The organism is Streptomyces monashensis (genome assembly GCF_001866665.1).
Taxonomy (GTDB): Bacteria; Actinomycetota; Actinomycetes; order Streptomycetales; family Streptomycetaceae; genus Streptomyces; species Streptomyces monashensis.
The window spans coordinates 1-15,146 of record NZ_MLYO01000025.1 but is presented as its reverse complement, the minus strand read 5'-3'; the positions used below and the strand labels follow the sequence as shown (position 1 = coordinate 15,146).

The following is a 15,146-nucleotide window of genomic DNA, read 5'->3' as shown; positions in this document are numbered from 1 at the left end:
CCAGATCAGATGGGCATGCCCTGGCCCAGACCTCAGCTTGCACAGGTGGAAGCTCGCACCCCGCACGACATCAACGAACTCTGACCCGTGAGACACAGACATCGGGTCTGCGTTTGGCCCTGTAGTCGGTTGTCGGCAGCCTGCGGAAACTGATCGGCGGGATTCACGGTGCATCGTGGATACCTGGCGTGAAATCTTGCGGAGACGCGGTGTCATAGCGATCAAGTACGGGCATGACCTGATGCAGAAGTGCTCGGCCCTCGGCCGTGAGCCGTAGCGGGCGCTCTGACAACAGTAGGCGAACTCCCGCGTTCTTCTCTGTGACAGTGATCATGCGCAGCAGCTCGGGCACTCTTGCATTTGCGGCTTGGGCGGCGCTGTCGATCGTGTGGTGGTCGAGCAGCGAGCTGACGACCCTGACGCGTGAGACCGAGTTCCACCCGGCGAATGCCCGGTACACCGCGGGTTGGATGGCGAGTCCCTTGGTGGTGGTGGCGAAGTCGCGGGGGACGCCTGCGTACGTTCTGAGCGGGATTCCTTTGCGTCGGGCGATGTTGAGGACGGTAGTGGACACCACGCCGACTTCGCCGGCGATGTCGACGAAGGTGCGGTGTCGCACGACGTATTGTTCGTAGAGCCAGTCTCGGTCGAGGTCGCAGGAATAGTTGGGCCTGTGGCCCTGTTTGCGGATCTCGATACCGGCGTCTAGGAGCGCTTCCTTCACGACGTGCATGCTTGCGCCGGTGGCCTTGCATACCCGCGCGAGGGACAGGTCCTGGTGAACGTAGAGGTCCTCAAGGACGGCTGGTTCGGGGGCTGGTGTGCGCGGAGGTCTTCTCCGGGCTGCCGAGTTGGCGACGCCGTCGGCATGCAGGGATGCATAGCGATTGAGTACGGGCCGCACCTGGCGCAGAAGTTGAGCTCCTGGGGTGGTGAGTGTGAGCGGAGTGAGTGTGTCCACAAGGCGGATGCTGGTTGTCTTTTCCACGACCGTCACTTGCTGCTTCAGTGCGGACTCGTTCAGGCCAGCCGCGTGTGCGGCGGAGGCCATCGAGTCGTGGTCGAGGAGCACGCTGACGTGCTTGACGCGCGCCACGGCGTTGGTTCCGCAAAATGCCCGGTAGACATCAGCGGAGAGATCCAGCCCTTCGGTGGTCGCAGCGAAGTCTCGCGGGACTGATGCCCGGCCTTTGGAGGCGATGCCTGCACGTCTGGCGATATTCCGGACGGTGATCGCCGCCGCGCCGATTTCCTCCGCGATGTCAGCGAAGCTGCGGTGTTTCACGGCGTACTGTTCAAGGAGCCAATCGGGATCGATGTGGTGGTTGTGGTTGGGACGTTCCCCTCGCCTCCGTAATGCCAGTCCGGCTCTTGTGAGTGCCTGCTTCAGCACCTCCACGCTGGCTCCGGTGATCTTGCTGACTCCTCGCAGAGGAAGGCCCTGCCGGAGGTAGAGGTCGCGGAGGGTGGCTTCGTCGGGGGCGTTGGTTCGCGGGCCTCTGGGTCGCCGGGGCTTCTTTTGGACGGTGGGGATGGCGCCGGCGAGTTCGGCATAGAGACGGGCATGCTCAATGCCGATCCCTAGGGATTCGGCAACGTCGTTGAGTTTGTGATGGCGTGCGGTGGTGCGGCGGAATACGTCTGGGGCGATGTCAGTTGGCTCGGTGCCGGGCCAGTTGACACCGGTCACCCACTCGGACGGGGGTTCCCACGTGACGGGTTCATCGATGCCGAGTTGGTTCAGATGGGCTGCGGCTTGGGCGAGCAGGAAAGCACGTACGGCGGGGTCGGCGCGAAAACGCAGATCGCTGACGCGGGGGTGGGTGTCGGTGAGGGTGCCAGTTACAATGGCCTTGAGGTAGCTGTCCAGAACGTTGAGGCGCTGCGTGCCGGGGGTTCGCCAGCCGTGCTGGGCGGTGAGCTGTCTGAATGCGGCGCGGTCGAGGCTCAGTTCCGATGTGTCGGCCAATCTCCTGCGTCGCGCGTAGTCGATGGGTGATCCGTGACGGTCGAGGGCGTCGGCCAGTTGCGTCAATGCGGCGAGCATGGGGCTCATGTGGGGGCGGTCGAGGCGGGTGACCATGCTCTTGACGAAGTTTGGACTCACGGGTTGGCCGAGGAGTGCGAGGGCGTCGCGGTAGGTGCGGCTGGTGGAGCGGACGACCAGCAGAAGCGCGGTGAGCCCGGCCCGGTATTCAGCGGTTTTCATTCCGCGGGGACCGCCGATCTGGTGAGGCATGAGGCGCATGCTCCAGGACGGCCACAGTGTGGCCGGAACGTTCGCGGCCCTGCGTTCGATCAGTTCGGCAGGTGTGGAAGGGGGCTGGGGATTGGGGGAGGCGGTGGCGAAGCGTAGTCGGTCGATGGGCCGCAGGCGGGTGTCGATGACTGCCAGAGCACGGGTCAGGATGGGCGGTGAGCAAACAGAGCGCCAGGAGTTGAACTTCAGCAGCACCTCCATAGAGCCGTCTTTGCGCAGGTGGGAGTTAGCGATCCAGTGCATTACCTCGTCGCTGTGGGGGTGGTCGCGCTGCAGGATGCTCATGGCGAGGGCGGTGCCGATCGCCACATCGGTGGCGGACTCGTTGCTCAGCCCGGTGAGCAGGGCGGGAGCGCGTTTGCCTGCCTCCCCCAGGAGCTGCCGCACCAGCGAGGGGACGGGGGCGGTGTTGTCGTGGAGTGCTGCCAGGCCGCGCCAGGCCAGGAAGAAGAGTTCCTCCAGGCCCACTTGAGTTCCCTCGGTTTCACGCGGCACGTCAGTGTGATGGCGAATGATGGCGTCGACGAAGTGCTGGGCTTGGATGATCTGACCGTCGGCAGGGACCTGTTGGGCCACGGCGGTGGTGAGGTCGGCGTGGCAGGGGAGGCGTGCGCCTTTGCTGCCGCGGCCGAGGGCGCGGGCCATGGTGCAGCGTGCCGGGTTCGTCACGCCCGCGGGGTGACGGCCGGCGGGGTGCGGGCGTTGTCCGCACCCTTCGCAGGTCTCCACCAGGAGTTGAGCGTGCGGGGTGCAGGCGAACGTCCAGGGGTCGCGCCAGGCCAGCTGCCAGCGGCCGCCGCTCTCTGCCAGGCAGGTGGGGCAGTACCGGCTGCCCTTGTGCCGCCGCCAGCGCGGTGGGGAGCCGAGCCCGCGCGTGGTGTGCCGGAGAGTCACGGTGATCTGATCGAAAGGTTCCAGCGTCATCGCACACAACGTCTCGGGCGACACTCCGGTACGCCGCGCAAGGACAGCCGCCTCCTCGGGTAGGAGCTTGACCAGCATGCGCTCGAGGTGGGGGCCGGGCAGGCCGATGAAGGTCAAGAACTCTCGGGAGGTGACGATGAGCTCACGGGCGTAGGCTTCGATCCAGCTGTCGAGGGCCTCGCCCGGGAGCGGATCCACTACATAGGGGAGCCGCTCGGTCGAGAACGTGGGCGCCATGGCCGCGGTGTTGAGGGTCATGGCCGCCGTCCTGGCCTCTTCTTTGTGCGGCGGGGCTTGGTGGTGAGGGTGCCCGCTTCGAGGGCCGCTTGGAGTTCCAGGCGTCCTCGCTCGGCCGCCACATCGTTCTTGACGGTGTCCATCAGTTCCACGGTCAGGCGTTCCTCGCCACTGTCGACGGCGCGGCGGCAGCCGCGGGCGATGAGCGTCATGAGTGAGGCGAAATGGCCGGTGGAGCGCGCATACAGGTAATCGGAGAGGTCCTCGGCCAGCATGCCGCGGTAAGCGTCGCCGAGGACGAGAAGGCGTTCGATGGTGAGCATCAGTGTGCGCCACTGCGCCCGCCCTACCTCGGTGTCAACGGTGAAGGGCGGCAGCGTCAACGTCGTCATGCGGCGGGCCGCTTGCGCAAGATCGATGTCCTCGTCGTCCAGGCCGTCGGTGAGGACCCCGCGCGCTTCCACACCAACGCCGACGTAGATAAACGTGACGGGGAAGACGGTGGACAGATGTTTGAAGTGGTTGGCCACCGCTCGGTGGTTGGTGCGGCGCAGGTCGAGGAAGTGGATGTCGTCGACGACGATGACGGTCGTGCACATGGCGCGGGCCGCGCGTGAGGCTCGGGCGGCGAGCTGGTCGGCGTTACCGGACTCGGGCAGTTCGTAGAACCGGCAGATCGCCTCGTTCAAGCCGCGGATCGTGACGTTCCCGGTCAGGGTGATGTTCACGACCGGGACGCGGCGGTGCCCGCTGGGGGTGGTGGCGCCGTGCAGCAGAATTTGATCACGGTGGTACTGCTTCACGTAGTCCAGGACCGCGGTCGTCTTCCCCAGCCCAGGAAACGCATCGAGCACCGCGGACGGCTTTACTCTGTCGCCGTCCTGCCGGTTCGAGTCCACGATCTCCGCGAGCCCGTCGTGCAGTTCCCGCAGCTGTGCGGTTTTGATCGGCCCGAGGTTGGCATGCCACACAGCGCGCTGTTCCTTGTAGACGAGGAGATCGCGGCGCGTCAGATCCTTGATCTCCACCCTGCTGAGCTGCCGTGGACGCTCGCGGGCGGGCCGCTCGCACATCTCCACGAAGCCCGTCAATTGAACGGGTGAATAGTTGCGTTCTCCCTCTTCGAAGGCGGCGGTCATGACACCTCCCACGCGTCCGCGTAGTACTCATCGTCGCTTACCGTGTCCGCGTGCTCGGGCAGGAGAGCATCGAGGTCCTCGTCCTCGTCGTCGTCCCCGCCCTCCCCCACCTCAGACCCATCCACCACAGGCGTCTCGGCCAAGTCATGGTCGATGCCCGCGGGCTTGGTGGGGGCGAGAGCCGTGAGCTGTCGCACCGACGGCAACTGCGCCACCGTCACCTCGTGATCGTCCTCGCCCGCGCCTGGCCCCACCGTGTCGGGGCCCATGATGGATAGCCGCTCATCCGACAGCCGCAGCGCCATACGTCGCTCTTCCTGGCTTCCGGTCAGGCCCGCGCCCCATCGCTGAAGCAGCTCGATCAGCGTGCGCTTGGCGTCGGGAAACCGCTGAGTCCTGGCTGCCAGTCGGCGCGCGTGCTGGAACGCCTCCCGGCTGAGTGGACCATCGAGCGCGTCCGCGTGCTCCCACCGCAGGTCATGCCACTGCCTGCTCTCGGGGTCCTGAAAGTAGATGCGGGTGATGTCCCCGGGATCCACGGCGATCGGCCACTGCCCGGCGTGGATCCCGCCGTACGGGCTCGTCGTGTGACGCCGCCCCTTCAGCGCGGGGCCGTTGTAGCGCAGGGTGCCGATCTCCACCCCGTAGTGCTGGATCGTGGTCCATTTCACCTCGAGGAAGTCGTAGGCGAGGTCGGGCCGCCCCAGGATCCGCAGATGCCCGGCCCGTTGGATGCCGTGCTCGTACATGTCGAGCGGGCTCATCTCAAGGCCCGGCGCCTCCGGAACGCACAGGCCGGTGTGGACGCGCCGGTGGTAGACCAGGTCGATCCACTCGCGGATGATCGCTTCCAGTTCCGGCAGGAAGAAGAACGCCTTCTCCTCCACGTCCTTGCCGCGGCTGTGCACATCTGCGCCCTTGTAGCCGGGCAGCGCCGCGAGAACCCCTTCGCGTAGGGTCCGAAACCAGCGCTCCAGCGGCGCTTTGTCCGTCGGCGTGTACGGCCGGGCCGGCTGCAGTGACATGCCCAAGCGGTCGCACACAGCCTGCACATGCTGCGAGAGGTAGATCTTGCCGTGGTCGAACACCAGCGTCTCCGCCGCCACCGACGGCAACAACCACTCACCCTCCACGTCCACCAGTCGCGCTGCGTCCACCACCACCGTGCTGGGCACCCCGTGATGCGGTAGCACCGCCCGCTCTCCATCCGTTCGCGGACGCACCGTCTCATAGAGGACGGCTGCGACATCAGCAGCCTTCGTCGACACCGGCGTCAGTCTGAGCCCGGTGATGCAGCGCGTGTAGAGGTCCATCGCGACGGTCAGCTCGCACTGCACCCACCGGCACGTGACCGGTTCCATCGCGTATACGTCCAGCCGCGTCGTATCGACGAGGACATACTCACCCGGACGTGTCGCCCGCAGCCTGCCGTAGACCCCCGGCGGGCGGTTCGCGATCGAGCGCCGCCCCTTCGCGCTCCCCGAGAACGCATTGCGTCCCCGGCCCAGCTCCTTGAGTAGGGCGTACGCCGTCGTCTTCTTCGGCAGCTTCACCGCGCCCCGCCCGAACTCGGCAGCCAGGCGCTCCTCGATGGTCGCGATGACCAGGTGCCGCGGCGGAGTGCTCTCCTCAACGAACTCGTCGAGCACCTTGCGGCACATGTCGATCCAGCGCGGATCGGTCTCCCCCAGCGGGCTGCGGCCACGATCGGCGGGCAGTAGTCCGGCCACTCCTTCGGGGCCTTTGATCTTCATCAGCCAGCGCCGCACCGTCATGACACTCACACCGAGTTCGGTCGCCTTAGCCTCGTAGCGGTCCATCTTCGGCACGTCGGGCGCATACTGCGGGCGCGGTTCACCGTCGAGCGCCAACTCCGCTGAGCCGTAACGGTATCCGGTCTCCACCTCCAGCAAATGCTCGTAGCGCTCCCGCAGCGCGTCCTGCTCTTCCTTGCCCAGCGCCGAGAACTGTGCACCCAGCCCCGGCAGAGGCTCGGCAGCGGCCTCTGGCATCCGGGTGGTCGGGTGCGACAGCAGCCAACCCAGATCCACTTGCCGTAATCCGCCGGACCGGTTCTGGAGAAGAATGCGGCTCCCGGATATCTCCACCACGGTCAACTGCTCACCGTCGTGCTGCAGGACCAGCCCGCACCGCAGCGTCGCCACGCCCCCTCTCACGACACCCTCCTGAGCGCCGAACGCCCGCCGAGCGGACGCGTGAGATCCGTCCTCCAATAGCCCCGCCACAACAGCGACAGCAACGCCGGGCGCACGTCCTCACGCTTGCCGTAGGCGCTCAACCTGTGTTCCGCTACAGCGAGTTCGTCCCCGTCCTTCACCAGCTCACGTGCCCGATCGACAAGAGCGCTGTCCACCACCCACGGCCGCCGGAAGCCGGCAAGAAACCGTACATTCCTCAACACCACGGGCTCACAGCCCGACCAGACCTCATACAGCCACCCCTGCGCGGCAAACAGCTCACCCGGCCACGCCAAGGCCTCCCGAACCTTCGGATCCCTCGCACGATCGGCTGGCTTCACATTCACCACGCGCACCAGACCGCTGCGCAGCGTGAGCAGGAAGTCCGGAACATGCCGCCGCACCCGCCCCTTCACCTTGCTCCGCACCCAGCACGGCTGCGCCCGGATACCGATTACATCCGGGTCGAAGTCCGCCAACAGGAGACGGGCAAGCTCCAGCTGACTCTCGAAGATCACCTGGGTGCCCGCTGTCGACGACCAGTAGCTCCCGGGCAGATGCGCCTGCCCACGCCTCGACCGCATCGCCCGCCACGGAACAGAACCCTCGAAATGCCGCTGCCCCAGGCGCCCGAACGGCACCTGGCGCACCTCATCGACGCCGTACCGGATCCACACCGCCGCTTCTGCGGCACCACGCTCACGTATAGCGACCATCGCGCACCTTCGCGCCCAGCCCGTGCTGATCACGAGCAACTGGCCCACACGATCAAGGATTCGGATCCCGAATGCCCGCCCGATCACCGAACTTCACCCTCACCGGTAGAAAGTCGCGATCCCGTGCATGCGCCCCGCTGCGGCGGGCATGATTGCAAAATGCTCAGCGGCGCACTCCTGAACACTGTTCAAGCAGTGTTCAGGAAACACCCGCATTGTTCACTCAGGTGCGGAACCTACAGGAGGTCCGCCGCGGCGAAGTCCTCGCCCTGGTCGGCGAGAACGGATCCGGCAAGACCACCCTGTCCAAACTCCTGTCCGGCCTGTACCTGCCCAGCCGGGGGCGCGTCACCTGGGACGGCCGCGACACCGGCGAGTTCGACCCCCACGCACTGTGGCAGCAGACCGCGGTCGTCCCCCAGGACTTCGCCCACTGGCCCCTCACGGCCCGTGAGAACATCACCCTCGGGCAGCCCCACGGCGGCGACCGGACCGTCCACCAGGCGGCCGAGCGCGCCGGCGCCCACGAAGTCGTCGACCACCTCCGCAGCGGCCTGGACACCCTGCTCGCCCGGGAGTGGTTCGGCGGCGTCGAACTCTCCGGCGGACAGTGGCAGCGCATCGCCATCGCCCGCGCCTTCCACCGCCCGGCCGGACTCCTGGTCATGGACGAACCGACCAGCGCCCTCGACGCCCGCGCCGAGCACCGGATCTTCACCGGCCTGCGCGAGGTCGCCGAGGACCGCGCCGTCGTCCTCGTGACACACCGGCTCGCCAACGTGGCCATCGCCGACAGGATCGTCGTCCTGGACCACGGCCGGATCATCCAGACCGGAACCTTCGAGGAACTCACCACCGCCCCGGGCCTGTTCCGCGAGCTCTGGCTCCTGCAGAACGACCGCGCCATCCCCGCCCAGCGCGCCGACAAGGAGAAGGAGGCGGGGAAGGACGCGGGGAAGGTCACGGAGAAGGAGGCGGAGACGGGCGCGGAGAAGGAGCAGCCGGCATGACCGCGCCGGCCCCGCGCCGCTCCGTACCGGATCAGGGGCGGTCGGCCGCGTCCGGCGATCTCGTCACCTTCCGGCACAGGGCGACCACCTGATCCAGCGTCGGCTCTCCCACGATCTGTGCCAGTTCCGCCATGAAGGCCTCCTCTCCCTCGGCGTCCAGCACGGACCGGCACACCCCGGCGATCATGGTGAGCAGGGACAGCGAGTCCCCGCCCAGCCGGTGGAAGTCCGAGCGGCCCTCCAGCCGGGAGCGCTCCACCCCGAGGGTGCGTGCCCACACCTCGGCCACCGCCTCCTCCAGCGGGTCGAGGGGCCCCTGCGGAGCCGCGTCCGCGTCCGCAGCGGCCCCTGGAGCCTGCGCGAAGGCGTCCGGGAGGGCCTTCGTGTCGACCTTGCCGCTCACCGTGTAGGGGAGCTCGGGCAACGCCGTGATCGCCGCGGGAACCATGTACCGAGGCAGGCGCTCGGCGGCGTACGCCGTCAACTCCTTTGTCAGGGAGTCCTGTTCCTCCGCGGCCAGGCCGGTGACCACGTACGCGTACAACGCCTTCGACGTGCTCCCCGGCCGGGCCCTGGCGATCACCACCGCCCGGGTCACTCCCGGATGGTCCTCGAGCGTCCGCGCCACCTCGGTCGGCTCGACCCGGTGGCCCCGCACCTTCACCTGGTCGTCGATGCGCCCGACGAACTCCAGGCTGCCCGAGGGCAGCACGCGGGCGAGGTCACCGGTCCGGTAGGCCCGGCTGCCGTCGGCGAGACGGACGAAGCGTTCACGGTCCAGATCGGGACGGCCCAGGTACCCACGGGCCAGTTGCGTGCCGCCCAGGTACATTTCCCCGGCCTCCCCCGGCGCCACGAACCGGCGGCCCGCGTCCAGCAGATGCACCCGGGTGTTGTCGCCCGGCAGCCCGATCGGGACGGCGACGCCGGTGTCCTCGCCGACCCTGAAGGTGTGCGTGGTGCAGCCGATCGTCGCCTCGGTGGGACCGTAGAGATTGATGATCCGGCACCGCGGCCCGAACATCTCCTGGGCCCGCGCGGCGACTTCCACCCGCAGCTGCTCGCCGACGACGACCACGCTGCGGTATCCGCGCGGCGAGATGTCGAGCTGCCCGATGAGGTCCAGATGGGACGGTGTCAGGTTGAGCATGGTGGCACCGGAGGACTGCAGCAACCGCCGCAGCGACAGATGGCTCGGCTCCTGCGGCATCAGGACGACTTCGCCGCCCGCCAGCAGCGGCAGGAAGACCGAGGTGCCCGTGACGTCGAACGACGGGGAGGTGATCAGCGGCAACCGCGTCCCCGCGTCCACCCCGAACTCCCGGGTGGCCCACTCGGCATAGTGCGTCAGGCTGCCGTGCTCGATCTGTACGCCCTTGGGCCGGCCGGTCGAACCGGAGGTGTAGATCACGTAGGCCAGGTCCCGCGGGGACACCTCGACGTCCGTGAACGGCGGTTCGTCGCCGTCGTCCGGGCCGATGGGCGCCGTCAGTTCGCCGAGCGCCAGCCGCTCGCAGCCCTCCGGTACGACCCCCCGGCGCCCGTGGGCCTCCTGTACCAGGCAGTACGCCGCCCCGGCGTCCGACAACAGCCCGGACAACCGGGCGTCCGGATGCTGTGCGTCCAACGGCAGATAGCAGGCGCCTGCCCGCAGGACGCCCCACAGGCCCGCCACCAGAGCCACCGAACGATCCGCGAGCAGCCCCACCACCGTGCCGGGACCCACGCCCCGGTCCCGCAGCGCCCTGGCCACCGCGTCGGCCTGCCGGCTCAACTCGCCGTAGGTGACCGGCCCTTCGGGGCCGCTCAGCGCGACACGGTCCGGCGTGCGCCGCACCTGCTCGCGGAAGCGCCGCACGACCGAAGCGCTCGACTCCAGCTCGCGCGCGGTGTCGTTACCCGCCCACACCCGGTTCGCCCGGGGCGACAGGGCCTCCTCGACCACGTCCAGCAGCTCCCGCGCGCGCTCCGCGACACCGGGCCCGTCCTGCCACGTCAGGGTCACCTCGGTACGGCCGCCGCTCTCGACCATGTCGATCGAGGGCGGGGCGCCGGGGCCCGTACCGCCCAGCGCGTACAGGGCCGTCGCCGTGAAGCCGCCCGCGTCGAAGGACACGAGGTCGTAGGTGCCCAGATGCGTGAGGAAGGACAAGGCGGAGTACCGGTCGTTCCGCACGGCGGTCCGGTCGACCGCCGAGGAGAACATCCGGATCAGCGGCAGCGGGGTCTTCAGCATCTTCGGGTCGGTGCGCACCGCCAGCTCCGCGCCGTCGGCGAGCGCCTTGAGGGCGCGTCCGTGCACGTCCTGCCAGCTGTCCCCGGCATCGACGCCCAGCACGAACGCCTGCGACAGCCAGGCCGTGGAACGGATCCCGGGTGCGTGCCGGCGCAGGTCGACGGGGACCATGAAGCGGCCGTTGCCGTCCGGGCCGTACGCCGCGGCCACCGCCGCGGCCACCTTGGCCGTCGCCGCCGGGTGGCTTCCGTCGACCGACCGCCGACGCCAGATGATCCCGGAAGGCTTGCGCGGCAACGGGCCCAGCGGCGAGGACCAGGCCAGTTCGCCGACGTTGCGGGGGATCGGCGGCAGCCCGCCGGGCAGGTCCAGGTCCTCCAGGAACTCGTCTCTGCTCAGGGTGGACGGCGCACCCAACGGCTCCGAACCCCGCAGGACCCGGAACACGTCCTCGATCCACAGCATCAGCCCACGGGCGTCCGTCACACCGTGCGAGGCCCGGAAGACGACGGTGACGGGCGCCTCGTCGGAGTCCGGACCCTGCGTGCCGCCCGGGAAGAGGAGCACCTCGAAGGTGGCGCCCGGACTGCGCAGTACGTCCCGCAGCGCGGGTGCGTCCAGCAGCCGTCCGTCGAACGAGCCCGCCTCCATGACCCGGACACGCGGCGGAACACCTCCGTCGACGAGCCGGCGGCCGTCGCGCACCAGTCTGGTGCCGGGACTGGCCTCCGCGGCGCGGGCCACGGCGTCGGTCAGCCGCCGCTCGTCCAGCGTCCCCGATCCCTCCACCACGTACTGGACCATGTTGGAGTGACGGGGAGCCATGCCCGCGTAGAGCCACTCGCCGGCGGACATCGCCCTGCGGTAGCCGTGCTGCTGTCGAGAAAAGGGACTCATGTTGGCCTCCGGACCTGCTCCACCGTGGAGCCGGGCCCGCGTATTTTCGGCCGCCGGGCACTGGGGGTCCTCCTAGGAGTTACGGGGAACCAACCCACCGGTTTCACCATCGCCTCGCCCGGGAAAGCGGCCCGGCCGAGCCGCACGAACCCGGCGCGGCACTACTAGGCAAACCCCTAACGAGGTCGTGGCGATACTGACGCTGCAATTCCATGCTGCGGCGTGTCGAAGGCCCGTGCGCGGCACGACCGTTCGGCTTGTCGGCGGCACCGCACTTCCGTTCCCCACGCGATTGGAAACCGAGAGGCGTGAGCGTCACGTTGCGTACTGACCTGATCCGGCCGCTGCACGAGCTGCTCACCGACCATGCCCGTCGCCTCCCGGAGAAGACCGCGTTCCGGGACGCACGGCGCTCCGTGACGTACGGGGAACTGGAACGACGCACGCGCCGACTCGCCGGACACCTCGCGGACCTGGGTGTCCGACGCGGCGACCGGGTACTGCTGCGCATGAACAACAGCGTCGAGATGGTGGAGAGCTACGTCGCCGTCGCCCGCGCCGGTGCCGTCGGTGTCCCCGTCAACCCGCAGTCCACGGACGCCGAACTCGCCCACCACATCGACGACAGCGGCGCCGTACTGGTCGTCACCGCGGCCGCCGGGGCGGAACAGGTTCTCAGGATCGCCCGGCGCGGCGAGACGGTCGGCGTCGTCGTGGCCGGACCCGGCCGGGCGCCCGGCGGGCGCCCCGACTTCGACACCCTCGCCACCACCGAGCCGGACAGCGCGGCGCGCGACGACCTCGGTCTCGACGAACCGGCCTGGATGCTCTACACCTCGGGCACCACGGGCCGTCCCAAGGGAGTGGTGTCGACCCAGCGGGCCTCGCTGTGGGCGACCGCGGTGTGCAACGTGCCCATTCTCGGCATGTCCGCCGACAGCCGCGTGCTGTGGCCGATGCCGCTGTTCCACGCGGTGTCGCACAACATCGGCGTACTGGGCGTACTGGCCGTCGGCGCCACGGCACACATCATGCAGGGCGCGGCACCCGACGAGATCCTGGCCGCCGCACGGGAGGACCGGTCCACCTTCCTCGTCGCCGTACCGACCCTGTTCCACCGCATGGTGGACGTGGCCAGGGAGAGCGGCACGGGTCTGCCGGACCTCCGGGTGTGCATGGTGGCCGGGTCCGCCTGCCCGGCGTCGCTCCACGAGGCCTTCGAGACGACCTTCGGCATCCGGCTCCTGGACAGCTACGGCAGCACCGAGACCGGGGGAGCGATCACCACGCACGCGCCCGGCGGACCCCATGTCCCGGGCTCCTGCGGGCTGCCGCTGCCCGGACTCGGCCTGCGCCTGACACACCCCCGCACGGGCGAAGAGGCCGCCGGCGGCGACGAGGGCGAGGTGTGGGTCAGCAGCCCGGCCCTCATGCTCGGCTACCACAACCAGCCCGAGGAGACCGCGGAGGTGCTCCGCGACGGCTGGTACCGCACCGGTGACCTCGCCCGCCGCGACCCGGCCGGCTACCTCACCATCACCGGACGGGTCAAGGAACTCATCATCCGCGGCGGGGAGAACATCCACCCCCGGGAGGTCGAGGAGGTCCTGGCCCGGGTGCCCGGCGTGGCCGACGCCGCCGTCGCCGGCCAGGCGCACGACGTGCTCGGCGAGGTCCCGGTCGCCTACCTCGTACCGGGCCCTGAAGGCATCGACCCGCACACGCTCCTGGAGACCTGCCGCCGGGAACTCTCCTACTTCAAGGTCCCCGACACGTTCCACGCGGTCGCGGAGATCCCCCGCAACGCGGCCGGGAAGACCGCCCGCGCACGACTGGCCGAACTGCCCGCCACGCTGCTCACCGTCAACCCCGCGGTCGGCCACCGGCCGGACGCCCAGGCGCCCGCCGACGCCGACGCGACGGAATCCGGCACGGCCGCGTCGCTCGTGGACATCGCGAGGCCGACCGGAGGCAGGGCGCTGCTCGACCTGGTGCGCTCCGCCGTGGCCGAGGTCCTCGGACACGACTCCGCCCAGGAGGTGGACCCGGACCGGGCGCTGCACGAACTCGGCTTCACCTCGCTGGCCGCGGTGGCCCTGCGCGACCGCCTGTCCGCCGCGACCGGCCGGACCCTGTCGGCCGCCCTCGCCTACGACCACCCGACGGTGAGCGCGCTGGCCGCCTATCTGGCGGGCGAACTGCTCGACACCGCACCGGCGGTCGACGACGCGGCGCCGGTACGCCTCGACCCGGACGAGCCGGTGGCCATCGTCGCGATGGGCTGCCGCTACCCCGCGGGCGCGCACTCTCCCGGGCAGCTGTGGGACCTGCTCATGGCCGAGACGGACGCGGTCGGCCCGCTGCCGGCGGAGCGCGGCTGGGACCTCGACCGGCTGCTGGACCGGGAAACCGGCAGCGCCGGCACGTCGTCGGCGCGTCAGGGTGCGTTCCTGGAGGACGTGGGCCGGTTCGACGCCGCGTTCTTCGGGATCTCGCCGCGTGAGGCGCTGGCGATGGATCCGCAGCAGCGGCTGCTGCTGGAGACCGCCTGGGAGACCATCGAACGCGCGGGCATCGCGCCGCCCTCCCTCAAGGGCAGCCGGACCGGCGTCTTCGCCGGCGTCATGCACGGCGGCTACGGGCCCGGACTCTACGAGCGCGCGCCCGAGAACCTGGAGGGATACCTCGGCAACGGCGCAGCCGCCAGCATCGCCTCCGGGCGCATCGCCTACGCGCTCGGCCTCGAAGGACCGGCCATCACGCTGGACACGGCGTGCTCGTCCTCCCTGGTCGCCCTGCACCTGGCCGCCCAGTCGCTGCGCCAGGGCGAGTGCACCCTGGCCCTGGCGGGCGGGGCGACGGTCATGTCGACCCCCGCCGCACTCGTCGAGTTCAGCCGACAGGGCGCCCTGTCCGCCGACGGCCGCTGCAAGGCGTACGCGGCCGCCGCCAACGGCACCGGGTTCTCGGAGGGCGTGGGACTGCTGCTGCTGGAGCGGCTGTCGGACGCGCGGCGCAACGGCCACCCCGTGCTCGCGGTGATCCGCGGTTCGGCGATCAACCAGGACGGTGCGTCCAACGGTCTGACCGCGCCGAACGGGCTGGCGCAGCAGCGTGTCATCCGTACGGCCCTCGGCAACGCCGGCCTGAGCCCCGACGACGTCGACGTCGTCGAGGGCCACGGCACCGGTACCACCCTCGGCGACCCCATCGAAGCGCGGGCGCTGCTGGCGACGTACGGACAAGGGCGCTCGGCGGAACGGCCGTTGTGGCTGGGGTCGGTGAAGTCGAACATCGGTCATACGCAGGCCGCCGCGGGTGTGGCGGGTGTGATCAAGATGGTGCAGGCGATGCGCCACGGTGTGCTGCCGCGCACCCTCCATGTCGACGAGCCGTCCCCGCACGTCGACTGGACCACCGGAGAGATCCGCCTGCTGACCGAGACGCGCTCCTGGCCGGACACCGGACGTCCCCGCCGGGCGGGCGTGTCCTCCTTCGGCGCCAGCGGGACGAATGCGCATGTGATCGT

The 15,146-nt window shown here is 69.5% G+C and carries 6 protein-coding genes and 1 pseudogene; 2 read left to right on the top strand and 5 right to left on the bottom strand.

Annotated features, from left to right (window positions below; all coding sequences use genetic code 11):
• Nucleotides 1-163 precede the first annotated feature (163 nt).
• The 4 genes from BIV23_RS15230 to BIV23_RS15215 are packed head-to-tail and all read right to left on the bottom strand — an operon-like array spanning nt 164 to nt 7,522.
• Nucleotides 164-3,442 carry a TniQ family protein gene (locus BIV23_RS15230; RefSeq protein WP_071381384.1) on the bottom strand — a complete coding sequence of 1,093 codons (3,279 nt, stop codon included), beginning with the start codon at nt 3,440-3,442 and terminating at the stop codon, nt 164-166.
• A complete protein-coding gene (locus BIV23_RS15225) occupies nt 3,439-4,560 on the bottom strand; it encodes an AAA family ATPase (protein WP_071381383.1) in 1,122 nt (373 codons plus the stop codon). The genes BIV23_RS15230 and BIV23_RS15225 overlap by 4 nt, the downstream gene beginning before the upstream one ends.
• Nucleotides 4,557-6,725, bottom strand: a complete 2,169-nt coding sequence (locus tag BIV23_RS15220; protein ID WP_245790537.1) for an integrase — start codon at nt 6,723-6,725, stop codon at nt 4,557-4,559. Before BIV23_RS15220 ends, BIV23_RS15225 begins: the two co-directional genes overlap by 4 nt.
• A gap of 8 nt (nt 6,726-6,733) precedes the next feature.
• Entirely contained in the window at nt 6,734-7,522 is a 789-nt protein-coding gene (locus BIV23_RS15215) for a TnsA-like heteromeric transposase endonuclease subunit (RefSeq protein ID WP_245790536.1), read from the bottom strand.
• A gap of 194 nt (nt 7,523-7,716) precedes the next feature.
• Between BIV23_RS15215 and BIV23_RS15210 the strand changes: the two are divergent.
• Nucleotides 7,717-8,484, top strand: a pseudogene (locus BIV23_RS15210) (ATP-binding cassette domain-containing protein); the annotation flags it as partial.
• A 31-nt stretch (nt 8,485-8,515) separates the two neighbouring features.
• On the opposite strand, the gene BIV23_RS15205 reads toward BIV23_RS15210, so the two are convergent.
• Nucleotides 8,516-11,617 carry a non-ribosomal peptide synthetase gene (locus BIV23_RS15205; protein WP_107471170.1) on the bottom strand — a complete coding sequence of 1,034 codons (3,102 nt, stop codon included), beginning with the start codon at nt 11,615-11,617 and terminating at the stop codon, nt 8,516-8,518.
• 308 nt (nt 11,618-11,925) lie between these two features.
• Between BIV23_RS15205 and BIV23_RS15200 the strand changes: the two genes are divergently transcribed.
• Nucleotides 11,926-15,146, top strand: a 3,221-nt coding sequence (locus BIV23_RS15200) for a type I polyketide synthase (protein ID WP_245790535.1), incomplete at its 3' end; no start/stop codon positions are given.

What these genes read in the sequence shown, in the direction of transcription:
- BIV23_RS15230 (WP_071381384.1), bottom strand. Translation starts at nt 3,442, where the DNA reads ATGACCCTCAACACCGCGGCCATGGCGCCCACGTTCTCGACCGAGCGG.
- BIV23_RS15225 (WP_071381383.1), bottom strand. Translation starts at nt 4,560, where the DNA reads ATGACCGCCGCCTTCGAAGAGGGAGAACGCAACTATTCACCCGTTCAA.
- BIV23_RS15205 (WP_107471170.1), bottom strand. Translation starts at nt 11,617, where the DNA reads ATGAGTCCCTTTTCTCGACAGCAGCACGGCTACCGCAGGGCGATGTCC.